Raw genomic sequence first — 23,996 nt, 5'->3', positions numbered from 1 at the left:
TCCCTGGCATGCATGAGGGGGCTGGGTGCGCAAGTCCTGTGGACCGTGCGGGTCCCGGCAGAGCTGGCGTGATGTCACACTAAGCGTATATATGACCGAAGTGTCGCATTAGAGGGCGATGGTCACTGTTGTGTTGTCCACAGGCGGTGGCTGATGTGGGTGTGCCGGGTCAGAATCGAGGGCGGGGATGTGAGCGGGATCACCCGCACCGAGCGGGGACAACCCGCACCGACGGGAGGCAGCCGTGAGGACAGCGACACTGGGGCCGGTCCAGCGCGAAGAGGCGCTCGCCCGGATGGCCGAGCGGGAACTGGACGTGCTGGTGGTCGGTGCGGGCGTGGTCGGCGCGGGCACCGCGCTCGACGCCGTGACCAGAGGCCTCTCGACGGGGCTGGTGGAGGCCCGGGACTGGGCGTCCGGCACCTCCAGCCGGTCGAGCAAACTGATCCACGGCGGCCTGCGGTATCTGGAGATGCTCGACTTCGCCCTCGTCCGGGAGGCACTGAAGGAGCGCGGCCTGCTGCTGGAGCGGCTGGCCCCGCACCTGGTCAAGCCCGTGCCGTTCCTGTACCCGCTCCGGCACAAGGGCTGGGAGCGGTTCTACGCCGGATCGGGCGTCGCGCTGTACGACGTGATGTCGGTGTCCAGCGGGCACGGGCGGGGGCTGCCGGTGCACCGGCACCTGTCGCGGGGGCGCGCCCTGCGGGTCGCGCCGGCGCTGCGCAAGGACGCGCTGGTGGGGGCCCTGCAGTACTACGACGCCCAGATGGACGATGCGCGGTACGTGACCACCTTGGTCCGTACGGCTGCGGCGTACGGGGCGCAGTGCGCCAACCGGGCGAGGGTCGTCGGGTTCCTGCGCGAGGGCGAGCGGGTCGTCGGGGTGCGGGTGCGGGACGTGGAGAGCCGGCGGCGGGGAGATGCCGGGGAGTTCGAGATCCGCGCGCGGCAGGTCGTGAACGCGACGGGGGTGTGGACGGACGACACGCAGGCGCTGATCGGGGAGCGCGGACAGTTCCACGTCCGGGCGTCGAAGGGCATTCACCTGGTCGTCCCGAAGGACCGGATCCACTCCAGCACCGGGCTGATCCTGCGGACCGAGAAGTCGGTGCTGTTCGTCATCCCGTGGGGACGGCACTGGATCGTCGGGACCACGGACACGGACTGGGACCTGGACAAGGCGCATCCGGCGGCGTCCAGCGCGGACATCGACTACCTGCTGGAGCACGTGAACTCGGTGCTGGCGGTGCCGCTGACGCGCGACGACGTACAGGGCGTGTACGCGGGCCTGCGGCCGCTGCTGGCCGGGGAATCGGACGCGACGAGCAAGCTCTCGCGCGAGCACACGGTGGCGCATCCCGTGCCGGGGCTGGTGGTGGTCGCGGGCGGCAAGTACACGACGTACCGGGTCATGGCGAAGGACGCGGTCGACGAGGCGGTGCACGGCCTGGACCAGCGGGTCGCGGAGTGCGTGACGGAGGACGTGCCGCTGGTGGGGGCGGAGGGGTACCGGGCGCTGTGGAACGGGCGGGCGCGGATCGCGTCTCGGACGAGCCTTCACGTGGTGCGGGTGGAGCACCTGTTGAACCGGTACGGCTCGATGACGGACGAACTGCTGGACCTGATCGTGGCGGACCCCTCGCTGGCCGCGCCGTTGACGGGCGCGGAGGACTACCTGCGGGCGGAGGTGGTGTACGCGGCCTCGCACGAGGGGGCGCGGCACCTGGACGACGTGCTGACGCGGCGGACGCGGATCTCGATCGAGACGTTCGACCGGGGGACGAGGTCGGCGAGGGAGTGCGCGGAGCTGATGGCCCCGGTCCTGGGGTGGGACGAACAGCAGATCGAGAAGGAAGTGGAACACTACGAGAAGCGGGTGCAGGCGGAACGGGAATCGCAGCGTCAGCCGGACGACCAGACGGCGGATGCGGCGCGGCTGGGGGCGCCGGACATCGTTCCGTTGTAACTCCGGGATGCGGAGGGGGGAACCGCGGACCCGGGGCGCCCGTCCGTTGCGGAGTGAGGAACAATGAGGGTTCTGCCGGGGCGGGTTACCGCACGGGTTCTCCGGGGGCGGGCCACCGGGGATCCCGGAGGCTGCCGGAGCAGCCGGAGCAGGCGGCACGATCGCAGAGGGGACGCATGTCGAAGCCGGAGCACACCGAGTCGCCTGCGGCGAAGCAGGACCGGGCGAAGCCTGTGGCCGCCGGGTCGGTGGAGCCTGAGGACGCGGCGCCTGCTGCGGCGAGGGCCGACCTGACCAAGCCTGCGGCTGCGCACGCCGATTCGGCGAAGGCTGCGGGCTCGCCCGTGGCGAAGCCGAGTCCGGCGAAGCCTGCGGAGGCTGACATGGCGGAGCCCGAGGACAAGGCGCCTGCTGTGGCGAAGACCGAGCTGACCAAGCCTGCGGCCGCCGGTTCGGCGAAGGCCGGGGCGGGTGCTGCCGCGGGCGGCGAGTCGGCCTCTGCGGAGGCTGGTGGCGGCGCGTCCGGGGACGCGAAGGCTGCGGGCTCGCCCGAGGCGAAGCCCGACCTGGCGAAGCCGGCGCCGGCAGCGGCCGAGCCGGCGAAGTCGGCTGCTGCGGCGGCCCGGTCGGCCGAGCCGGGAGCGGCGGCGGCCGAGTCGGCGAAGCCTGCGGATGCCGGTTCGGCGAAGGCCGGGGCGGGTGCCGCCGAGGGTGGGAAGCCCGTCGCGGCGGAAGACAGGAAGCCCGCCGTGAACCCCGTGGTCGAGAAGGCCGATGCCGTCGCCGCTGCCGTCAAGGCCGCCGCCGCCAAGGCCGCCGGGGACGGGCAGGACGAGGGGCGGCTGCTCGCCCGCCGCTACCGGCTGCGCGAAGTGCTCGGCAAGGGCGGCATGGGCACCGTCTGGCGTGCCGAGGACGAGACCCTCGGCCGGACGGTCGCCGTCAAGGAACTCCGCTTCAGCACCGGCGTCGACGAGGACGAGAAGCGCCGGCTCATCACCCGTACCCTCCGCGAGGCCAAGGCCATTGCCCGGATCCGTAGCGGGGGTGCCGTCACCGTCTTCGACGTCGTGGACGAGGACGGGCGCCCGTGGATCGTCATGGAGCTCATCGAGGGCCCCTCGCTGGCCGAGTTCATCCGTGAACAGGGCCCGCTGACCCCCCACCGCGCCGCCGAGGTCGGTCTCGCCATCCTCGACGTGCTCCGCGCCGCGCACGGCCAGGGCATCCTGCACCGGGACGTGAAGCCGTCCAACGTGCTCATCGCCCGCACCGGCCGCGTCGTCCTCACCGACTTCGGCATCGCGCAGGTCGAGGGCGACCCCTCCGTCACCTCCACCGGCATGCTCGTCGGCGCCCCCTCGTACATCTCTCCCGAGCGCGCCCGGGGCCAGAAGCCCGGCCCGCCCGCCGACATGTGGTCCCTCGGCGGACTGCTCTACGCGGCCGTCGAGGGTGTGCCCCCGTACGACAAGGGGTCCGCGCTCGCCACGCTCACGGCCGTGATGACCGAGCCGGTGGAGCCGCCCAGGAACGCGGGCCCGCTGACCGAGGTCATCTACGGCCTGCTGGCCAAGGACCCGGCCCAGCGCCTCGACGACGAGCGCGCGCGGGCGATGCTCACCGCCGTCGTCAACGCGCCGGAGCCGGTGCCCGCCCCGGTTCTCTCCCCGGCCGTCGAGGAGACCCGGCAGATATCGCTGGCCGACGCCAAGGAGGCGGCGGCCAAGGCCTCCGCCGAAAAGGCCGCCGAGAAGGCGCAGAAGAAGGAGCGCGAGCGGCTCGAACGCGAGCACCGCGAACGGGCCCGCGCGGCGCTGAAGGCGGCCCGCAAGGCCGCGGCCGCCGCGGCGGCGACGACGGCGGCCACCGCGGCGGAGCCCCCGGCCGCGGGCAGGCCCTCGCCGGTCGCGGCGCCGCTCACCGACGTCATGTCCCGCCGCACCATCGCCCTCGCGATAACCGGTGCGGTCGTCGTGCTCGCCGTCATCGGTTCGCTGATCGCCTACGCGTTCAGCGGTGACGACGCGTCCGACAAGAAGGACGCGGGCAAGGGCGGTCCGGGTGCGACGGTTTCCGGCACCCCGAAGCCCGGTTCCTCCGCCAAGACCGGCGAGACCAATTCCACCTCCGGCAAGGGCGGCGGTACCGCCACCGGTACCGGCAACGGAAGCGGCAGCACCGAGCCCAGCCAGGGGCAGTCGCCGAGCGGGCAGCAGGGCCAAGTCCAGGGCCAGGTCCAGGGGCAGAGCCAGGGCCAGGGCCAGGGCCAGGGCGCCGCTCCGGCCGGTTCCGGCGCCGGACTCCCCGAGGGATACGCGAAGGTGACAGACCCGGGGTTCCACTTCTCCATGGCGATGCCGTCGGGCTTCAAGGTGACGGCCATAGCCGGCGACAACTCCGGCGCGATATACAGCCGCGACGGCGGCTTCCCGCGCATTCAGGTCGACTACACCAACAGCCCCGGCAACGACGCCCGCGCCGCGTGGGCCGAAGCCGTGGCGGGAGTGGCGAGCTCCAGCACGAACTACCGGACGATCCGCATCGACTCGACGGAGTACAACGGTTACCCGACCGTCGCGGACTGGGAGTTCGAGCGGGAGCAGAAGGGCATCAAGGTCCGGGTGCTCAACCGCGGTTTCAAGGTGGACGGGAAGCACGGCTACGCCATCATGATCAGCTGCGCGGCGGACCAGTGGGACGGCCCGGAGTGCACGACGATGCGCAACACGGCCTTCCAGACCTTCCAGCCGCTCGGCTGACGAGCGTCTCTAATCAGCTTAGTGATCCTGTGTCAGACGTGGTGTCTGGGATCGTTTCCCACCGTGGTGGGGAGGCGTGGGCGTGGTGGTGGAATCCCGCGCCCAGTGCTGCCCCGTGTGGCCGGTGTCGGCTGGTGGGTGGTGTGCTGATCGTTGTCACGCTCTGGTTCCGGTGGGCTGCGCGGGGCAGCCTGGTCCGGTCCGTGTGGGCGTGTCCCTCCGGACGCTTGCCCGCCCGGCCGTATGGCCGGGCGGGGGAGGGTGCCCTGCGTCGCCTGGGCGCGGGGCGTGCTGTTCTGGACCGGGTGGAGCAAGGAACCCGGTGAGCCTTCCCACGCCCGGGACGCGGGCGCCCTGCGCGACGTATCGTGGCAGCGGGGCCATGGGGGACGTGCGCCCCGGCACTCGGGGGAGGCGGAGTGGACGACTACGCGGGCCGGATCCTGGCCGACCGCTACCGTCTGCCGCTGCCGCCGTCGGACGAGTACGAACTGGTCGAGACCCGCGCCTTTGACACGCGCAGCGGGCAGGAAGTCCTGGTACGGCAGGTGCCGTTACCGGAGATCGTGGATGCCGAGCTGCTCGACGCCGACGGGGCGCGGACCCCGGCGGCCGTCGCCCGGCGCCCGGCGGGGGACCCGCCGGCCGTGCGCCGGGCCATCGCCGCCGCGCAGGCGGCCGCGTCCGTTCCGGACCATCCGAGGCTGGACCAGGTCTTCGACGTGTTCGCCGAAGGCGGGTCGCTGTGGATCGTGAGCGAGTTGGTGCCGGCCCGTCCGCTGGCCGCGCTGATCGCCGAGGTACCGCTGAGCCCGTACCGGGCGGCTGAGGTCGCCGCGGACGTGCTGACCGCGTTGCGGGTACTGCACGCGCACGGCTGGACGCACCGGAACATCACGGTCCGGACCGTGTTGATATGCGATGACGGTCGGGTCGTCCTCACGGGGCTGGCGGCGGGCGCCGCGGAGGACGCGCTGTGCGGCTACGACCCGGTCCCGGCGGAATCCGCTCCCGCGGCCACCCCCGGCGCGCCGCCCACCCCCGGCGCGCCGCCCACCCCCGGCGCGCCGCCCACCCCCGGTGCTGCGCCGGGTCCGGATGCCCCGCCCGGTGCGGGGATCGCCGTACGGGGGCCCCAGGGCGGGGACCGGGCCGGGCCGGCCGGGGCCGGGCCGGACGCCGGTCCGCGCGCGGGCGGTTACGCGCCGCTCGTGGCGCCCGGGTACGACACCGGGCCGCGGTACTCCGACCACATCACGCCCGGGGCGACGGCGGAGCGGCCCGACCTCAAGGCCGCCGCGCGGGCCGGGGCCATCGCCGCGTACCGGGCGGGGGCACAGGCCGCCGCCGCGCGGGTCACCGAGCAGCGCAAGGCCGGGCCCGGGCCCGCGCCGGAGCCGAGGCCGCAGGGGTCGAACCTTCCGCAGGGGTACTCGTACCCGTACGGCGGTCCGCAGACCGGTACGGGTGCGCCGTGGCACGGGGCCACCCCGCGCCGCCAGGCCGCGCTTCCGCCCGCCGGACAGCCGGAGCCCGAGCCGCAGCCCGCTCCGGATCCGTATCCCGAGCCCGAGCCGCAGACCGGCCCGGTGCCGGCCCGGCCCGCACTGCCCGCTCAACTGGCCCTGCCCCAGGGCTACCGCCAGGCCGACGCCCCCGACCCGGCCGACCGGCCGCGCGCCGCCGAAGGCCCGACCATGGCCTCGTTCCTGCCCTCCGGCCAGGACCGACCACCGGCGCCTCGCCCCGAACAGGCCGGTCTGACGCGGCCGAACGGGCCCGGCGGCCCGGACGCGGACCCGGCCCCGCTCCCCGGCCGGACCGCGGCGCAGCCTGCAGGCGGAGGCTGGGGGAGCGGGGGGATCCGGAGCGGGCTGGATGCCGAGCGGGCGCGGCAGACGCGGATGGCCGTGGTCGGGGCCGTCACCGAGCGGTGGGCCCCCGAGCAGGCGGGACCGGTCACGGGGCCCTGGCAGCTCGCCGCGCCCGTCGGGCCCGCCACCGACCTCTGGGGGCTCGGCGCGCTGCTGTACCGCGCGGTCCAGGGCCATGCCCCGTACCCCGAGGACAGCGTCACCGAGCTCGTCGAGATGGTCTGCGCCGAGTCCCCGGCCTTCGCCGAGGAATGCGGCCCGCTGCGCCCGATCGTGGAGTCGCTGCTGCGCCAGGACCCCACCGAGCGGCCGGACTTCGAGGCGCTCAGCGGCTGGCTGCGCTCGCTCGTGCGCTCCGCCCCCGAGCCGGACGGCGGCCTCGGTGCGCTCCCGGTGCCGGAGCCGGATCCCGCGCGGCTTCCCGTCGTACGCCGGCGCGGCGACCTGCACGGCCGGCACCGCAATCCCGCCGCCTCCCGCACCCCGCGTTCCCTCGGGCGGACCCTGCTCGTCGGCGTCCTCGCCCTGCTCGCGGGCGCGGTGGCGTACGCGATGCTCTTCCTGCCCCGCTCCGCCGACCAGGAGGACGCCGCCGCCAAGACCCCGGTGTCGCAGGGGTCCGCGACCCCGACGAAGTCCCCGTCGAAGGCGCCGGCGCCGCAGCAGAGCCGGACGCCCGCCGGCACACCCGAGTCCAGGCCCGCGCCGCAGACGGCGGCCCCCGCGCCGCCCGGTTACACCACTCAGCAGGACCCCGAGCACTTCGAGATCGCCGTCCCGGGCGGCTGGGAGCGGCGCGGCATGAACGAGGCCGGGCAGGTCCGCTACACCGACGGCGAGTACGTCCTGACGGTCGTGCCCGGGCGGGACAAGGTCGACGGCAATCCGGACCCGGCGACGTACCAGAAGGACAAGGAGCCGGAGCTGTCCCCGTACCGGTCCTCCACCTGGGCCAGCGGCGGCGACGTCAAGACCACGAAGGTCGGCCAGCAACTGCGGGTCACCGGGCGGTACACGTGGATCGACGGCAACGGCCGCAGCGTCGTGGCCCGGAACTTCGTCGTGGCGCTCGGGGGCAGCTACCACGTCGTCATGGTCAGCGGTCCGCAGGACGGGGAGGGCAAGGTCACCGAAGTCTTCGAGAAGGCCACGGGGAGTTACAAATCAGGCGGTTGACGCCGACTGACGGTGACTCAGTACGGCGATTGCGTCACAGTGCAGCCGGAACCGCGCCTTCACGGTTCCTGGAGCCCCGAGCGCTCCGTAATCTGGCCCGAAGTGCACAGAGCGGCGGGGTTTCGTGGAACAGCAGACAGGTGCGGGTGCGGTGCTCGCTGGCCGGTACCGGCTCGTGGAGCCCATCGGCAGCGGCGGCATGGGCAAGGTGTGGCGCGCGCATGACGAGCTGCTGCACAGGACCGTCGCCGTCAAGGAACTGACGGCGGGTCTGTACGTGGCCCAGGCCGACCGGGAGGTGCTGCACGCCCGGACCCAGAAGGAGGCCCGGGCCGCGGCCAGGATCCAGCACCCTGCGGTCGTGGTGGTCCACGACGTACTGGAGCACGACGACCGGCCGTGGATCGTCATGGAGTACATCGACGGACCCTCCCTCGCGGAGGCGGCCAAGGCGGCCGGCCGGATCGAGCCCGCCGAGGCGGCCCGGATCGGCCTGCACGTCCTGGGCGCGCTGCGCGCCGCGCACGCGGTCGGCGTCCTGCACCGGGACGTGAAGCCGGGGAACGTGCTGCTCGCCAAGGACGGCCGGGTCCTGCTCACGGACTTCGGGATCGCCGCGATCGAGGGCGACTCCTCCATCACGCGGACCGGCGAGATCGTCGGCTCCATCGACTACCTGGCCCCGGAACGGGTCACCGGCGGAACCCCCGGCACGGCCTCCGACCTGTGGTCGCTGGGCGCGACCCTGTACACGGCCGTCGAGGCCCGCTCGCCCTTCCGCCGCACCTCGCCCATCTCCAGCCTCCAGGCCGTGGTCAACGACGAGCCGCCGGCACTGCGGCAGTCGGGGGCCCTGGGCCCGGTCATCACCGCCCTGCTGCGCAAGGATCCGGACGAGCGGCCCTCGGCCCAGGAGACCGAGCGGATGCTGATCGAGGCGATGGAGGGCCGCGCACCCAAGGCGGCGCAGGCGTACGTGCCCACGCGCGCGGTGACTCCGGAGGAACTCGCCGACGCCCAGGAGCCCGACACCGAGGCGGAGTCCGTCGCGCCGACCGCGCCGCACACCGCCCCGGTGTCCGAGCAGGGGCGCACGGCGGCCCAGCCTGAACAGGCCGCGGCCGCTCCCGGGCCCCGGCCGGCAAGCCCCGCCGCGGGCCGGGTCAAGCGGGCGGCCGCGGTCGCTCTCGTGGCGGCGCTGGTCGGCGGCGGCGCCGTGTTCGGCGTGCTGAAGCTCACCGGGGACGGGGACGCGGGGAAGGACGGCGGCTCCGACAAGAACGCGAGCGCCCCCGACCAGCAGGGCAGCGACGAGGACGCCGGCCCTCCGGACGGCTACAGCGAGGTCACCGACCCGGCGGGCTTCACGCTGTTCGTGCCGAACGGCTGGAAGCGCCAGATGGACGGCGACCAGATCGACTACACCCCGGACAACGGGAAGCACTTCATCCGGATCGCCTCCGACACGACGCCGGACTACGACAACCCGTACGAGCACCTGCTCGACCTGGAGAAGCAGCTCAAGCAGCGGACGGACTACAAGCGGCAGAAGCTGAACCAGAACACCTTCCAGGACAGTGCCCGATCCGCGCTGTGGGACTTCACCTGGACCGAGAAGGGGACGCAAGCCGGGCCGCGCCGGGCCATCGAGCAGATGTACATCGCCCCGGACGGCACCGAGTACGCGGTGTACATGTCGGGCCCGGCCGCCGACTGGCAGACCACCCGCACGCAGTTCGACACCGTGCTGAGCGGGTGGGCCCCGCCGGCCAAGAAGGGCTGACCCCGGAAGGCGGCCGGCCGGTCGCCGACCGGTCACCGGGCATGCTGCCAGCGATCGCTGGCGGAAATGACAAAATCCGGTTACCCACGGGTACCCAAAGCCCCGCGGGCGGAATACGCTCACCGCCATGACGGACTCGCAGGCCCCGGCCCCCCTCCGCAGCGCACCGCAGCCCACCAACCCGGTCGCCCCCGCCCCGGCCGGTGCACGCACCGCCGCCGACGTGGTGACCCCCGACCTGGTCACCCGGCTCACCCGCGGAGTGATCGGCTCCGGCCGGACCGCCAACCACACCCCCTTCACCGGGGCCAAGCTCGCGGACCTCCCCGAGGCCACCCCCGGGGACGTGGCCGAGGCCTTCGACCGGGCCCGCGCCGCCCAGAGCGCCTGGGCCGCGGTCCCCGTACGCAAGCGGGCGGCCGTACTGCTCCGCTTCCACGACCTGATCCTGGCCCGCCAGGCCGAGGTGCTCGACCTCATCCAGCTGGAGACCGGCAAGGCCCGGCTGCACGCCCACGAGGAGGTCCAGGCCGTCGCCGTCGCCTCCCGCCACTACGGCCGCAAGGCCCCCGCGTACGTGCGCCCGAAGGGCCACACGGGCGCCATGCCCACCCTCACCAAGGTCACCGAGCTGCGCCAGCCGCGCGGGGTCGTCGGCCAGATCGCCCCCTGGAACTATCCCCTCGAACTGTCCGTCGGCGACGCGCTGCCCGCCTTCGTCTCCGGCAACGCCGTCGTCATGAAGCCCGACACCGAGACCGCGCTCACCGCCCTGTGGGCCCGCGACCTGCTGATCGAGGCCGGACTGCCCGCCGAGGTCTTCCAGATCGTCCTCGGCGACGGCCCCGTCGTCGGCCCCGAGGTGGTCCGGCACGCCGACTACGTCTCCTTCACCGGATCCACCCGTACCGGCCGCGAGGTCGCCCAGGGCGCGGCCGCCCGCCTGGTCGGTGTCTCCCTGGAGCTCGGCGGCAAGAACGCCATGCTCGTCCTGCACGACGCCGACATCGAGAAGGCCGCCGCGGGCGCCGTCCGCGCCTGCTTCTCCTCCGCCGGCCAGCTGTGCATATCCATCGAGCGGCTGTACGTCCACGCCTCGATCGCCGACGCGTTCGTCGAGCGCTTCGCCGCCCGTACGAAGGCCATGCGGCTCGGCGCCTCCCTCGCGTACGGCGCGGACATGGGCTCGCTGGTCGGCGAGCGCCAGCTGGAGACCGTACAGCGGCACGTCGACGAAGCCGTCGCCAAGGGCGCCACCCTCGTCGCGGGCGGCACCGCCCGCCCCGACATCGGTCCGCTCTTCTACGAGCCCACCATCCTCGACGGCGTCGAGGCGCCGATGGCGGTCTGCGGCGAGGAGACCTTCGGCCCTGTCGTCTCGATCTACCGGTTCACCGACGAGGACGAGGCCGTCGCGCAGGCCAACTCCACCGCGTACGGACTCAATTCCAGCGTCTGGACCAAGGACGCCCGCCGCGGCCACGCCGTTGCCGCCCGGCTGCGCACCGGCACCGTCAACATCAACGAGGGCTATGCCCCCGCCTACGGCAGCGCCCAGGCGCCCATGGGAGGCATGAAGGACTCCGGCCTCGGCCGCCGCCACGGCTCCGAGGGCATCCTCAAGTACACCGAGGCCCAGACCGTCGCCCACCAGCGACTGCTCCCGATGGCGCCCTCGCTGGGCATGGACGACGAGAAGTACGCGGCGTTCATGACCCGCAGCCTCAAGGTCATGAAGGCCCTTCGCCTGCGCTAGACACGCCAGGACCCAACCGGGAGGCACAAGCAGTGTCGTACGACTACGACGTCATCGTCATCGGATCGGGCTTCGGAGGGTCGGTCTCCGCGCTGCGGCTGACCGAGAAGGGGTACCGGGTCGGCGTCCTGGAGGCAGGGCGCCGGTTCACCCGCGGGAGCCTGCCGAAGAACAGCTGGGACCTGCGGAACTACCTGTGGGCCCCGGCCCTCGGGCTGTACGGGATCCAGCGGATCCACCTGCTCGGCAACGTGATGGTGCTCGCGGGCGCCGGGGTGGGCGGCGGCTCGCTCAACTACGCCAACACCCTGTACGTGCCGCCCGCCGCCTTCTTCGAGGACCGGCAGTGGGCGTCCATCACCGACTGGCGCGAGGAACTCGCCCCGTACTACGACCAGGCCAAGCGGATGCTCGGCGTGCGGCTGAACCCGACGATGACCCCCTCCGACGTCCACCTGAAGGCCGCCGCCGAGAAGATGGGCGTCGGGGACTCCTTCCACATGGCCCCGGTCGGCGTCTTCTTCGGCGACGGCTCGGACGCGGAGGGCGGCTGCGAGGCCCGTCCCGGCCAGGAGGTCCCCGACCCGTACTTCGGCGGCGCCGGACCCGCCCGCAAGGCCTGCACCGAGTGCGGCGAGTGCATGACCGGCTGCCGGCACGGCGCCAAGAACACCCTCAACGAGAACTACCTCCACCTCGCCGAGCGCGCCGGCGCCGTCATCCACCCGATGACCACCGTCACCGCGCTCGCCGAGCACCCCGAGGGCGGCTACCGCATCCGCACCGTCCCCACCGACGCCCGGCGCCGGGGCATCGCCAAGGAGCTGCGGGCCCGGTACGTGGTCGTCGCGGCGGGCACGTACGGCACCCAGACCCTGCTGCACACGATGAAGGACAACGGGCTGCTCCCGCGGATCTCGGACCGGCTCGGCGAGCTGACCCGGACCAACTCGGAGGGCCTGGTCGGCGCGCAGACCGACGACCGCCGCTACCGCAGGCGGCACGGGCGTGGCCCCGGCAGCGAGCGGCGCGCGGACTTCACCCGGGGCGTCGCGATCACCTCGTCCGTGCACCCCGACGCCGACACCCACATCGAGCCCGTCCGCTACGGCAAGGGCTCCAACGCCATGGGGTTCATGACCGTCCTCCAAGTGCCCTACGGCAGGCATCGGGTACGGGCCTGGTTCGCCCGGACCGCGAAGCACCCGGTGCAGCTGGCGCGCTCGCTGTCCAACCGGCGCTGGTCGGAGCGGACGATCATCGGGCTCGTCATGCAGTCGCTGGACAACTCGCTCACGACGTACCGCAAGCCCGGCGGCCTCGGGAAGGGGCTGCTCACCGCCCGCCAGGGGCACGGGGCCCCGAACCCGGTGCAGATCAAGGAGGCCACCGAGGCGGCCACGCTGCTGGCCGAGGAGATCAACGGCTTCCCGGGCAGCAACATCGGCGAGCTGATGGGCACGCCGCTGACCGCGCACTTCCTCGGCGGCTGCCCGATCGGCGCCTCCGCCGAGGAGGGCGTGGTGGACCCGTACCACCGGCTGTACGGGCACCCGGGCATCTCGGTGGTGGACGGTTCGGCGGTCTCCGCGAACCTCGGCGTGAACCCGTCGCTGACGATCACGGCGCAGGCCGAGCGGGCGATGTCGTACTGGCCGAACAAGGGCGAGCAGGACCCGCGGCCGGAGCAGGGCGGAGCCTACACCCGCCTGGCAGCGGTGGAACCGGCCCGTCCGGCGGTTCCGAAGGAGGCCTTCGGTGCGCTGCGGCTGCCTTTGCTGCTCCCGGTACCGGAGGTGCCGAAGAAGGCGTGACACGTGTACGCGGCGACGGGGTCTGCGCTCCCCCTCCGAGGGCAGAACCCGCCGCCGCGTACATAAGTGACAGGTGATCAGTCCGGATGGTTGCATGTGATGCCCATCACGCCGCGAAGTGGGCAACTGTGGACGGTAGTTGGCGGTCTCGACCTTCATGGACAAGCGCATCTCCCTTTTGGCCGCCACGGGGCTGGCGACCCTGAGCCTCGGCGCGGCCGCCCCCGCGCTCGCCGCGGAACCTGCCTTTCCGCTCAGCGGCCCCTCCGCCCAAGTGCTCCAGCCGTACCCGGACGCGGGCCCCGCGAAGGAGCGGAGCCTTCGCTACGACCTGAGTTATGTGGGCCCGGGGAACAGCTTCCCCGGCGAGTTCACCATCACCGTCGACCTGAGCAAGGTCGCCGGGGTGGCGTCGGTCCGGCTCGACCCGGCCAAGCCCAGGCCGGACTGCACCGCCAGCGCCACCGCGATCGTCTGCAAGCAGCAGGGCCTGTCGGTCGGGCACGGGAGCAACAGCTTCGACCTGCTCGTCTCCTCCGCCCAGGGCAGCAAGAACGGCGCGACCGGCGAGATCGCGGTCACGGGCAAGGTGACCGGCGCGAGCGTCACGCCCGTCACCACCAAGCTGACCGTGGGCGGACCCGACCTGCACATGGGTGAGCTGAAGCTCAAGGCCGACGTGACGGCGGGCGAGCAGCAGGACCTGCCGCTGGCCTTCGCGAACCGGGGCACGCTGCCCGCCAAGTCGGTCGCGCTGGAGCTGGGCGCCTCGGCCGGCCTGGAGCCGGCGGAGGCCTACGACAACTGCCTCCGGCGGGATTCGGTCGGCAACGGCGCCACCACGGTGTGCCTCGTCGAGGGCGAGTTCCTGCCGGGCGAGTCCTACCGGCTCTCCCCGGACTCGCCCCTGCACCTCAAGACGACCGAGCGGGCCTACCGGGACACCCTGCGGTACGGGGTCGTCCCCGACCCGGCGCCGAGCAAGGACGCACCCTCGGGCAAGCCGGCCACCGGCAAGAAGCTGACGCTGGTCAAGGCGTCGGCCGCCGTGCCGGTCACGGAGTCCAACCTGGACCCGCGGGCCGCCACGCGGGCCGAGGACACCGACCTGAACCCGCGCGACAACGAGCGCTCGTTCGACTTCACCGCCAAGGGCGCCAAGGCCGACTTCGAGGCGGTCACCGCCTCGCCCGCCGGCAAGGTGGGGGACACGGTCGTGGCCGAGCTCGGCTTCCGCAACAAGGGCCCGGCCGTGATCAGCCACCTGGCCTCGGGCGAGAGCGTGGCCCGTACCGACGTCGTGATGCCGGCCGGCGTGCAGGTCACCGACGTGCCCCCGAACTGCCGCGCGGTCAACGCCGACGGCAGCGACCGCAAGGAGCTGCTGGGCGCGCCCCGCTACTTCTGCGACGCCGGTCTGTTCGCGGGCGTCGGCGGCGCGTACGCCAACCATTTCGCGATGAAGATCGAGAAGGCCGTCGCCGACGCCAAGGGCTCGGTCACCGTCGGTGAGCCGGTCCCGGGCGGCACCAAGCTGCACGCCTTCGACCCGGTCGCGGGCAACTCCACGGCCGCCTTCACGGTCGAGGTCAAGACGGGTGCGAGCCCGAGTCCGTCGGCCTCGGCCTCAGCCTCGCCGTCCCCGTCGGCCTCGGTTTCGGCGTCGGCCTCGGCGACCGTGTCCTCGTCTCCGTCCGCCGCCGGCGGCACGGGCGGGAACCTGGCCTCGACCGGCAGCTCCGTCGGCCCGATCGCGCTGGGCGCGCTGGCCGCCGTGGTCGCCGGCGGTGCGCTGTACGTGGGGGCGCGCCGCCGCCGCAGTGGCGGGCACGCGTAGACAACGGAACGGCCGGTCCGGGGCGTCCCCCGGGCCGGCCGTCCTTCCGGGGTGACCGGGCTGCTGTCCCCTGCAGTCCGGTCACGCGAAGGAGCGAGGTCCCACGATGCACGTCCCGACCGGGCCGTACGTCTCATCGCTCCTGCGGAGCCACGCGTGGTGCTGCGGTCCCGCGCCTGGCTGACGCGGCCATCCACCCCAACGAAGCCCGTACGGGCCGGTCACGGTCCGTACGGGTGACGAACAGGCGTTAAGGGGCGCCGAACGCCTCAGACGCGGCCGCGGCACAGCTCCAGCAGGGTCATGGCGAGGGCGGTCCCGGGCTTTCCGAGGGCGTCGCTCCAGTGCGCGAGCACCTCCATCTCGCGCGAGAGGTGCACCCTGCGGCCGCCCGAGGCGATCCGGGCCTCCTGGATGACGGTCGAAACGGCCATCCGCTCCCGGACCAGGCCGATGATCCGGTCGTCGATGGCGTCGATGCGCTCGCGGGACTCGGCGATCAGCTGCGCGGGGGTGGTGGTCACGGTCATGTTCATACTCCTGTGGGTTGTGCCGGCAGGAGCGGAAACGCCAGAGCGCCCCGGTCCTGTCGGACCGGGGCGCTCTGGGAAGTCAGCGGCTCAAGCGAGCATCACGAGGACCCATGGCGACCGGACCGGCCGGTGCCATAGGTAAAGAGGAAGCTCATCTGCTTGCGCATGGACTGGATTATGGCCGCCCATCCTCGTCCCGGCCAACCGGGTTCGGATGGTGAGACGGCCCGGCCGTACGCGTGACGCGCACATGGCCGGTGGACACCCGGCGGAACAGGTCGTGCCCGGTCGGGGAGGCGCGCCGGGCGCTGTGACGAAGGCGTCGCGGGGCGTCACGGTGACGTGGGCCTCGGATGGTGCGACAAACCGGCGGCCGGCGCCACCGGTAGAATCGACAAAACAGCCACCCTCTTCCGCCGGAAGGCCGTCCCGTGCCAGAAGCACCCTCCGCCGCCCACGACAGCGCCCCGGACACGGTTCTCGTCGTCGACTTCGGCGCCCAGTACGCCCAGCTCATCGCCCGCCGCGTCCGCGAGGCACGGGTCTACAGCGAGATCGTGCCCAGCACGATGCCCGTGGCCGAGATGCTGGCCAAGAACCCCAAGGCGATCATCCTCTCCGGCGGCCCGTCCTCCGTCTACGAAGAGGGCGCCCCGCGCCTGGACGACGCCCGCGGCCTCTTCGAGTCCGGCGTCCCCGTCTTCGGCATGTGCTACGGCTTCCAGCTGATGGCGACGACCCTCGGCGGCACCGTCGACAACACCGGCGCCCGCGAGTACGGCCGCACCCCGCTGGCCGTTTCCAAGGCCGGCTCGACGCTGTTCGAGGGCACCCCCGAGAACCAGTCGGTGTGGATGTCCCACGGCGACGCCTGCTCCGCCGCCCCCGAGGGCTTCACCGTCACCGCGTCGACGAACGTCGTCCCGGTCGCGGCCTTCGAGAACGACGAGAAGCACCTGTACGGCGTGCAGTACCACCCCGAGGTGATGCACTCGACGCACGGCCAGCAGGTGCTGGAGCACTTCCTCTACCGCGGCGCGGGCCTGGAGCCCACCTGGACCACCGGCAACATCGTCGAGGAGCAGATCGCGGCCATCCGCGAGCAGGTCGGCGACAAGCGCGCCATCTGCGGCCTCTCCGGCGGCGTGGACTCCGCGGTCGCCGCGGCCCTCGTCCAGAAGGCCATCGGCTCGCAGCTGACCTGCGTGTACGTCGACCACGGCCTGATGCGCAAGGGCGAGACCGAGCAGGTCGAGAAGGACTTCGTCGCCGCCACCGGCGTCCAGCTGAAGGTCGTCGACGCGCAGGAGCGCTTCCTGACCGCGCTCGCCGGCGTCTCCGACCCGGAGACCAAGCGGAAGATCATCGGACGCGAGTTCATCCGCGTCTTCGAGCAGGCCCAGCTGGAGATCCTCCAGGAGGACGGTCCCGCGGTGGCCTTCCTGGTCCAGGGCACCCTGTACCCGGACGTCGTCGAGTCCGGCGGCGGTACCGGCACCGCGAACATCAAGTCCCACCACAACGTGGGCGGCCTCCCCGACGACATCGAGTTCGAGCTCGTCGAGCCGCTGCGCCAGCTGTTCAAGGACGAGGTCCGGATGGTCGGCCAGGAGCTCGGCCTGCCCGAGGAGATCGTCCAGCGCCAGCCCTTCCCGGGCCCCGGCCTCGGCATCCGCATCGTCGGCGAGGTCACCAAGGAGCGCCTGGACCTGCTCCGCGAGGCCGACGCCATCGCCCGCCACGAGCTCACCGCGGCCGGCCTCGACCGCGAGATCTGGCAGTGCCCGGTCGTCCTGCTCGCGGACGTCCGCAGCGTCGGCGTCCAGGGCGACGGCCGCACCTACGGTCACCCGATCGTGCTGCGCCCCGTCTCGTCCGAGGACGCGATGACCGCCGACTGGACGCGCATGCCGTACGAGGTGCTCGCGCGGATCTCCACCCGCATCACCAACGAGGTGCCGGACGTGAACCGCGTGGTCCTCGACTGCACGAGCAAGCCCCCGGGCACCATCGAGTGGGAGTAGTCCCCGCCCGCCGCCCGTGACGAAGCCGCCGTTCCCCTCGGGGAGCGGCGGCTTCGCCGTCGGTATGGCCACTTGCGGGAGCCGCCGGTACCTTGCGCCGCGAACCGAGCCGTCGTGAGCAAGGAGCGCCCGTGGCCGAGCAGCCCGCACCCGTACCCGTGGACCGGCTGCGGTTCCCGATGCCGCCCGTACACGCCGACGCGGCCGAGGAGCGCGCGTACCGCAAGGAGCGGCTGGCCGGAGCGCTGCGGCTGTTCGGGCGGCTCGGGTACGAGGACGGGGTGGCCGGGCACGCCAGCGCGCGGGACCCGGAGTTCGAGGACTGCCACTGGGTGAACCCCTTCGGGCAGGCCCTGTCCGTACTCACCGCCGACGACCTGCTGCTCGTCGACGGGGAAGGCCGCGTGCTCCAGGGGGACCGGCGGGTCAACGAGCTGGCCTTCGCCGTGCACGCGGCCGTGCACCGGGCCCGCCCCGACGCGGTGGCCGTGGTGCACACGCACGCCCCGTACGGCAGGGCGCTTGCCGCGCTCGGGGAGCTGCTGGCCCCGATCAGCGAGGAGGCCTGCGCCTTCTACGAGGACCACGCGCTCCTCGACGGGTTCTCCGGGGCCGGGGACGCCGGGCGGATCGCCCGCGCCCTGGGCCCGTACAAGGCGCTGGTCCTGCGCAACCGCGGGCTGCTCACGGTCGGGGACTCCGTGGACGCGGCGGCCTGGTGGTTCATCGCGGCGGAACGCGCGGCGCAGGTGCAGCTGATCGCGCGGGCCGCCGGGAAGCCGGCGGCGATCGACCACCGCAGCGCGCTCGCCGCGCGGGCGCGGTTCGGCACGGATCTCGCCGCCTGGGTCAGCTACCAGCCGCTCTGGCAGACCGTCGCCCCCTGCCCTGACGGGACTGGACCGCGCGGGTGACGTCAACATCATGAACGGTTAATCACCTGCTCTGACATCGTGCGCAATCCGGAGTACTGCCGCAGTGGTGCACAATTCGCTGGCATTGCACCGTAGTTCAGAGAGGCGGCACGCGCGTGGCTGTCCAAGAGATGTCCCGAAGCACCCACGGCGGCGCCTGCACCTGCGACGACTGCCCGCACGGCGCGCGGGAGGGGCACCGGCGCGCTGTCGCCGCGTTCACGGAGAAACGGGACGAGTTCGCCGCGGGCCAGGGACTGCCGGCGGCGGTGGCCCGGTCCGCCGGGGCGTCCCGGCAGTGGGTTTCCGACGAGCTGACCCTCTCGGCCCGGACCGTCGCCGACCGGGGACGGGAGGCCGGCATCTCTTGGCTGTACCTGTTCTCGCGGCGAGCCGTGCTCGCCGTGTGGATCGCCGCCGGGGTGCTGCTGCTGGTGCAGGTCGGCACGGCCCTCGGCACCGGCTGGTCGACGGCGCGCACCGCCGGGCTGCTCGCGGCGGTGGTCCTGGCCGGGCTGCTCACGGTCGCCGCCCGCGCCCAGTCGGTGCGCGGCGGCCTGCTCGCCCCGCTGGTCGGGGAGGACAACCGGCTGTCCACCTCGAAGGCGGTGCCGATCGCGTGGGTGGTGCTGACGGCGTTCGCCGCGCTGCTGCCCGCGCTGCGGCTGGCGGCCTCGGCGCCCGGCCCGGAGCGGCAGGCGCTGTACGAGGGCCTCGCGCTGGGGCGGGCGCTGCCGCTGCTGGCGGTGCTCGCGCTGACCTCGGCGGTGGCGGTGCTGGTGCGCCGCGTGGTCACCGTACGGATCATGGGCCAGCGGATGCAGAAGCTGCCGGCGGACCGGCCGCGCGGGGTGGACCTGCTGACGGACGACGCGGGCCGCGGGAGCTTCCCGGACGCGCAGTACCTGCTGGTCTCCACGGTGGTGCTGGCCTTCGCGGCGGTGTCGATGGCCCGGTTCCCGGACCGGCTGCCGCGGCTGCCGTGGGCGCTGGCCGTGCTGGTGGCCCTCTCGGCGGCGGTGTACCTGGCGGCGAAGTACGCGGAGGTGACCCGTCCGCTGGTGCTGTCGGTGGTCCGCCGACGGGAGCCCGGCGACCTCGACGCGGCCATCCGGCCGGGCGACGACATCGAGATCCGCGGCGTGGGTTTCGTACCCCCCGGGGCGCAGACGCCGGAGATGCTGGCCCGGCTGGTCGTACGCGTCGGGGCGGTGCACGTGCACGTGCCGCTGGTGCCGGTCGCGGGCGGGTTCACCAACCCGTCGGACTCGGTCCTGACGGTGCCCGTCCCGGCGGAAGTGGAACCTGGGCGCATCGAGGTCCAAGTGGTCACGGCCGGCGGAGTGGAATCCAATCGCTGCACCATCGACGTCGCCGAGTGAACCGGGTACACATGGGGCGTGACCCGAACTGACGTCCCCTCCGCCGCCCGTTCCACCGCCGCTCCCGGACTGCGGGACAAGGCCGCCCGGTACGCACTGCTGCCGCTGCGGATCTTCCTCGGCGTGACCTTCGTCTACGCAGGCCTGGACAAGCTGACCGACTCCGCGTTCCTGTCCGCCTCCGGCACCGGCTCCATCGGCGAGCTGATGCACGGCGTGCGCGACACCTCCGCGATCCCCGCCCTCGTGGACCAGGCCCTGCTGTCCCCCGTCGGATTCGCCGTGACGCTGGCCGTCGGGGAGCTCCTGGTGGGCCTCGGCGTCCTGGCCGGCCTGCTGACGCGGATCGCGGCCACCGGCGGAGCGCTGATCTCGCTCAGCCTGTGGCTCACGGTGTCCTGGCAGGTGTCCCCGTACTACTACGGCAACGACCTGATCTACCTGATGGCCTGGACCCCGCTGGTCCTGGCCGGTGCGCCCTACCTCTCGCTGGACTCCCTGATCCGGTCGCGCCGGTCCCGGCGCACCGCGTAGGTCACCGTCCCCACCAGCGCGGCGAGGCAGAGCCCGCCCATGGCCATCGGGATGACCAGGAACCACGGCAGGTCGGCCTCGCCGGTCGCGTCGAGCAGGTACAGCACGCCCGCGGCCATCAGGACCAGGCCGGCCAGCAGCCGTCCCGGCTGGAACTCATGACGCCGCACGGGCCACCTCCACCTGTCCCACACCCGCGTCCAGGTGCAGATCGATCGTTCCCCCGGCCTCGGTGCCGACGGGCGGCTTCAGGGTCACCTGCTGCGTTTCGCCGCCGCTCTTGATGCGTACGTCCTGGCTCGTGTCGCCGGGCATCCTGATGTCGCCCAGCCTGACCGAGACGTCGGCCTGCGCCGTCACCTCCCGGGGCACGATCACCTTGAGCCGGCCCGCCTTCATCGTGGCGTGGACGGGCAGCGTGGTGCCCTTCGGGACGTCCAGCCGGCTCAGGTCCAGCGTGGCCAGCCCGGTGCCCGACGCGTAGACGGGCCGTACGTCGGCCACCGCGGCCGGCCGCCATTCCACGGCCTTCCAGTCGGTGCCGATCTCCCGGGGCAGCGCGGAGGCGCCGGCCAGCAGCCCGGTGGTGATCATCGCCAGCAGGACCGTGCCGAAGCCGGTGCGGCCCTTGACCGAGCTGACCGCGAGACCCAGACCGAAGACGGCCAGGGCAGAGGCGAGCCCGATCTGCAGCGCGTGCGAGAGGGTGCTGCCCTGCCAGACCGAGGCGGTGGCGGCGCCGCCGGCCAGCACGGCCAGCACGAACACCCGGCCGCCGATGCCGCCGCGCGGCACCGCCGGGGCGGCGGCCCGCCCGGGTGCCGACGCGACGCGGCCGCCCAGGGCACTCCCGGAGGCCGCGGCGGAGTCGTCCGGGCCCCACAGGTATCCGGTGGCCCCGACGGGGCCAGTGGTGCCGTCCTTGACCAGCGGGTCCCGCCACCAGGACGGGCTGCCGGGCACGGGCGGAGCCTGGGTCTCCGGCGGAGCGGGGCGGTGCGCCGACTGAGGCTCGGCCTCGGGGGCGGAGGTGCTGCGGCGGCGCTGCGACCAGTACGCGGCCGCGCCGAGGGCCAGGATGACCAGTACGGAGAACACGGCCAGTCCGCCGTTGTCCAGCATCGACAGGAACAGCGCGCAGCCGACCAGGGCCGCGAACACCGCGGCCAGGGTGGCGCCCTCGACCCGGCCGGTCAGCAGCTTCTTCGCCTCGCTGTCCTCCTCGCCCTCCACCGGCAGCAGCAGCCACGCGAAGCCGTAGAAGATGAGGCCGACGCCGCCGGTGATCGCGAGGACACCGAGCACGATCCGGAAGATCACCGGGTCCAGGTCGAAATACCGGCCGAGGCCGCCGCACACGCCCGCGAGGACCTTGTCGCGCCTGCTGCGGCGCAGGGGCGGCCGGTCGGCGGCGCGGTCGGCGGGCGGGCCGGCCGGCCGGTCTGCGGAGCCCGCGGCGTGGTCGCCCGGCGGCGGTGCCGCATCGGCACCGGCCGGCGACGGCGGGGAGTCGTGCTTGGTCATGGCTCCATGGTGACGGCCCGCCGCGCGCCGCGGCACCGGGCCCGACCCTGGCACAACCCTGATATCCCCCCGACGGAACTGGGGGGATGCCCTGATGCCCCGCCCGCCTCGCGCGTGTGACCATCAGTGACATGCCCGTTTCCGCCGCCCCCCGTCCCCCGCACGCAGCAGATGCCGACGAACCGCCGCACCGCAGGCTCTACCGCAGCGCCGACGGCCGGATGCTCGGCGGTGTCGCGCGCGGTCTCGCCGGGCACCTCGGGCTGCCGGTCGTCTGGGTCAGGCTCGCGTTCCTCGGCCTGTTCATGTGGGGCGACGGGCTGGGCGTGCTGCTCTACGCCGCGTTCTGGGTCTTCGTACCGCTGGGAGTGGGCGGCCGCACCGGCCACCGCTCCTTCTTCGAGACCCTCCCCGACGGCACCCGGCGCCTGCGCAAACCCGACAAGGGGCAGATCACCGCGCTCATCGCGCTGTGCATCGGCGCCGGGATATTCATCTCCAAGGTCCAGCTCGGCGGCACCTCCGGCCGGTACGTGTGGCCCACGCTGCTGGTCGGCGCCGGCGTGGTCCTCGTCTGGCGGCAGGCCGACAACGCCCGCCGCGCCCACTGGGGCGCCGCCTCCGGGCGCAACGCGCGCCTGCTCCAGATGGCCCGCGGATTCGCCGGGGTCGCGCTGGTCGGCGTGGGCCTGACCGTCTTCATCGTCGTACGCGGCTCGGCGGCGCAGCTCGGCAACGTACTGACCGCCGCCCTCGCCGTCCTCGTCGGCATCGCCCTGCTGGCCGGCCCCTGGCTGATCCGGATGACCCAGGACCTCTCCGAGGAACGCCTGATGCGCATCCGCGCCCAGGAGCGCGCCGAGGTCGCCGCCCACGTGCACGACTCGGTGCTGCACACCCTCACCCTGATCCAGCGCAACGCGGAGGACGTGGGCGAGGTGCGCCGCCTGGCCCGGGCGCAGGAGCGGGAGCTGCGGAACTGGCTGTACAAGCCGGAGGGCACCGGCAAGGACGAGGCCGAGGAGCCCGCCACCCTCGCGGAGGCCGTCAAGAAGACGGCGGCCGAGGTGGAGGACCACCACGGGGTCCCGATCGAGGTCGTCGTGGTCGGCGACTGCCCGCTGGACGAGAAGCTGGCCGCACAGATCCAGGCCGCACGCGAGGCGATGGTCAACGCCGCCAAGTACGGTGGCGAGGGAGGGCCGGTGCAGGTGTACGCCGAGGTGGAGGGGCAGACGGTGTTCGTGTCCGTACGGGACCGCGGGCCGGGCTTCGACATCGACGCGGTCCCGGACGACCGCATGGGCGTACGAGAATCGATCATCGGCCGGATGCAGCGCAACGGCGGGACCGCACGGCTGCGGTCCGCGCCCGACGGCGGCACGGAAGTCGAGCTGGAGATGGAGAGGGCGGCGAAGGCAGGATGACCGAAGAGACCGGCAGCGCGGGAGTGGCCAGGCAGGTCAGGGTGGTGCTCGTCGACGACCACCGGATGTTCCGTACGGGCGTGCAGGCCGAGATCGGCGAGACCGCCCGCACCGGGGTCGAGGTCGTCGGAGAGGCGGCCGACGTCGACCAGGCCGTCACCGTCATCACCGCGACCCGGCCCGAGGTGGTCCTGCTCGACGTGCACCTGCCCGGCGGCGGCGGGGTCGAGGTGCTGCGCCGCTGCGCCCCGCTGATGGCGGCGTCCGAGGACCAGGTGCGGTTCCTGGCCCTGTCGGTGTCGGACGCGGCCGAGGACGTCATCGGGGTCATCCGGGGCGGCGCGCGCGGGTACGTCACCAAGACCATCACCGGGACCGACCTGGTGGACTCGATCTTCCGGGTGCAGGACGGGGACGCGGTGTTCTCGCCGCGGCTGGCGGGCTTCGTGCTCGACGCGTTCGCCTCGACGGACGCGCCGCCGGTCGACGAGGACCTGGACCGCCTCACGCAGCGCGAGCGCGAGGTGCTGCGGCTGATCGCGCGCGGCTACGCGTACAAGGAGATCGCCAAGCAGCTCTTCATCTCGGTGAAGACGGTGGAGTCGCACGTCTCGGCGGTCCTGCGCAAGCTCCAGCTGTCCAACCGGCACGAGCTGACCCGCTGGGCGACGGCACGCCGCCTGGTCTGAC

General features: G+C 73.2%; 15 protein-coding genes and 1 pseudogene. 13 read left to right on the top strand and 3 right to left on the bottom strand.

The window, feature by feature from the left end:
* Window positions 1-244: 244 nt before the first annotated feature.
* From ABTY04_RS15960 to ABTY04_RS15930, 7 genes are all read left to right on the top strand, one after another.
* A complete protein-coding gene (locus ABTY04_RS15960) occupies window positions 245-1,966 on the top strand; it encodes a glycerol-3-phosphate dehydrogenase/oxidase (protein WP_352213980.1) in 1,722 nt (573 codons plus the stop codon).
* A gap of 383 nt (window positions 1,967-2,349) precedes the next feature.
* The gene (locus tag ABTY04_RS15955; RefSeq protein WP_352213979.1) at window positions 2,350-4,728 is read left to right on the top strand and encodes a serine/threonine-protein kinase; all 2,379 of its coding nucleotides are present in this window, start codon (window positions 2,350-2,352) and stop codon (window positions 4,726-4,728) included.
* Window positions 4,729-5,147: 419 nt separating this feature from the next.
* Window positions 5,148-7,778: a serine/threonine kinase C-terminal domain-containing protein gene (locus tag ABTY04_RS15950; RefSeq protein WP_352213978.1), complete on the top strand. Its 2,631-nt coding sequence runs from the start codon at window positions 5,148-5,150 to the stop codon at window positions 7,776-7,778.
* Between the two features lie 124 nt (window positions 7,779-7,902).
* Window positions 7,903-9,561: a serine/threonine-protein kinase gene (locus ABTY04_RS15945; protein ID WP_352213977.1), complete on the top strand. Its 1,659-nt coding sequence runs from the start codon at window positions 7,903-7,905 to the stop codon at window positions 9,559-9,561.
* A 127-nt stretch (window positions 9,562-9,688) separates the two neighbouring features.
* Complete coding sequence (locus ABTY04_RS15940) at window positions 9,689-11,317, top strand: succinic semialdehyde dehydrogenase (RefSeq protein ID WP_352213976.1); 1,629 nt, start codon at window positions 9,689-9,691, stop codon at window positions 11,315-11,317.
* A 32-nt stretch (window positions 11,318-11,349) separates the two neighbouring features.
* Complete coding sequence (locus ABTY04_RS15935) at window positions 11,350-13,131, top strand: GMC oxidoreductase (RefSeq protein WP_352213975.1); 1,782 nt, start codon at window positions 11,350-11,352, stop codon at window positions 13,129-13,131.
* A 139-nt stretch (window positions 13,132-13,270) separates the two neighbouring features.
* Complete coding sequence (locus ABTY04_RS15930; protein ID WP_352213974.1) at window positions 13,271-14,968, top strand: peptidase; 1,698 nt, start codon at window positions 13,271-13,273, stop codon at window positions 14,966-14,968.
* 269 nt (window positions 14,969-15,237) lie between these two features.
* Here ABTY04_RS15930 and ABTY04_RS15925 read toward each other — a convergent pair.
* A pseudogene (locus ABTY04_RS15925) lies at window positions 15,238-15,534 on the bottom strand (chorismate mutase); the annotation flags it as partial.
* Window positions 15,535-15,932: 398 nt separating this feature from the next.
* On the opposite strand from ABTY04_RS15925, the gene guaA reads away from it, so the two are divergent.
* The 4 genes from guaA (at window position 15,933) to ABTY04_RS15905 (ending at window position 20,355) form a co-directional block, all read left to right on the top strand.
* Complete coding sequence (gene guaA, locus ABTY04_RS15920; protein WP_352213973.1) at window positions 15,933-17,525, top strand: glutamine-hydrolyzing GMP synthase; 1,593 nt, start codon at window positions 15,933-15,935, stop codon at window positions 17,523-17,525.
* A 92-nt stretch (window positions 17,526-17,617) separates the two neighbouring features.
* A complete protein-coding gene (locus tag ABTY04_RS15915; protein WP_352213972.1) occupies window positions 17,618-18,439 on the top strand; it encodes a class II aldolase/adducin family protein in 822 nt (273 codons plus the stop codon).
* Between the two features lie 131 nt (window positions 18,440-18,570).
* The gene (locus ABTY04_RS15910; protein WP_502996652.1) at window positions 18,571-19,821 is read left to right on the top strand and encodes a hypothetical protein; all 1,251 of its coding nucleotides are present in this window, start codon (window positions 18,571-18,573) and stop codon (window positions 19,819-19,821) included.
* Window positions 19,822-19,839: 18 nt separating this feature from the next.
* Window positions 19,840-20,355 carry a DoxX family membrane protein gene (locus tag ABTY04_RS15905; RefSeq protein WP_352213970.1) on the top strand — a complete coding sequence of 172 codons (516 nt, stop codon included), beginning with the start codon at window positions 19,840-19,842 and terminating at the stop codon, window positions 20,353-20,355.
* Here the strand turns inward: ABTY04_RS15905 and ABTY04_RS15900 are convergent.
* Window positions 20,301-20,525 carry a hypothetical protein gene (locus tag ABTY04_RS15900; RefSeq protein ID WP_352213969.1) on the bottom strand — a complete coding sequence of 75 codons (225 nt, stop codon included), beginning with the start codon at window positions 20,523-20,525 and terminating at the stop codon, window positions 20,301-20,303. The genes ABTY04_RS15905 and ABTY04_RS15900 overlap by 55 nt on opposite strands.
* Window positions 20,512-21,879: a PspC domain-containing protein gene (locus tag ABTY04_RS15895; RefSeq protein ID WP_352213968.1), complete on the bottom strand. Its 1,368-nt coding sequence runs from the start codon at window positions 21,877-21,879 to the stop codon at window positions 20,512-20,514. The genes ABTY04_RS15900 and ABTY04_RS15895 overlap by 14 nt, the downstream gene beginning before the upstream one ends.
* A 131-nt stretch (window positions 21,880-22,010) precedes the next feature.
* Here ABTY04_RS15895 and ABTY04_RS15890 point away from each other — a divergent pair, with 131 nt between their 5' ends.
* Together ABTY04_RS15890 and ABTY04_RS15885 are read left to right on the top strand one after the other, a co-directional pair.
* Complete coding sequence (locus ABTY04_RS15890; RefSeq protein ID WP_352213967.1) at window positions 22,011-23,306, top strand: PspC domain-containing protein; 1,296 nt, start codon at window positions 22,011-22,013, stop codon at window positions 23,304-23,306.
* Window positions 23,303-23,995 carry a LuxR C-terminal-related transcriptional regulator gene (locus ABTY04_RS15885; RefSeq protein ID WP_352213966.1) on the top strand — a complete coding sequence of 231 codons (693 nt, stop codon included), beginning with the start codon at window positions 23,303-23,305 and terminating at the stop codon, window positions 23,993-23,995. Before ABTY04_RS15890 ends, ABTY04_RS15885 begins: the two co-directional genes overlap by 4 nt.
* Window position 23,996: the final 1 nt, after the last annotated feature.

Source organism: Streptomyces sp. NPDC097981 (assembly GCF_040302565.1).
In the GTDB taxonomy this organism is placed as follows: Bacteria; Actinomycetota; Actinomycetes; order Streptomycetales; family Streptomycetaceae; genus Streptomyces.
This window is presented reverse-complemented; position numbering and strand designations above follow the sequence as displayed.

What these genes read in the sequence shown, in the direction of transcription:
- ABTY04_RS15890 (WP_352213967.1), top strand. Translation starts at nt 22,011, where the DNA reads ATGCCCGTTTCCGCCGCCCCCCGTCCCCCGCACGCAGCAGATGCCGAC.
- ABTY04_RS15940 (WP_352213976.1), top strand. Translation starts at nt 9,689, where the DNA reads ATGACGGACTCGCAGGCCCCGGCCCCCCTCCGCAGCGCACCGCAGCCC.
- ABTY04_RS15895 (WP_352213968.1), bottom strand. Translation starts at nt 21,879, where the DNA reads ATGACCAAGCACGACTCCCCGCCGTCGCCGGCCGGTGCCGATGCGGCA.
- ABTY04_RS15955 (WP_352213979.1), top strand. Translation starts at nt 2,350, where the DNA reads ATGGCGGAGCCCGAGGACAAGGCGCCTGCTGTGGCGAAGACCGAGCTG.
- ABTY04_RS15910 (WP_502996652.1), top strand. Translation starts at nt 18,571, where the DNA reads ATGTCCCGAAGCACCCACGGCGGCGCCTGCACCTGCGACGACTGCCCG.
- ABTY04_RS15885 (WP_352213966.1), top strand. Translation starts at nt 23,303, where the DNA reads ATGACCGAAGAGACCGGCAGCGCGGGAGTGGCCAGGCAGGTCAGGGTG.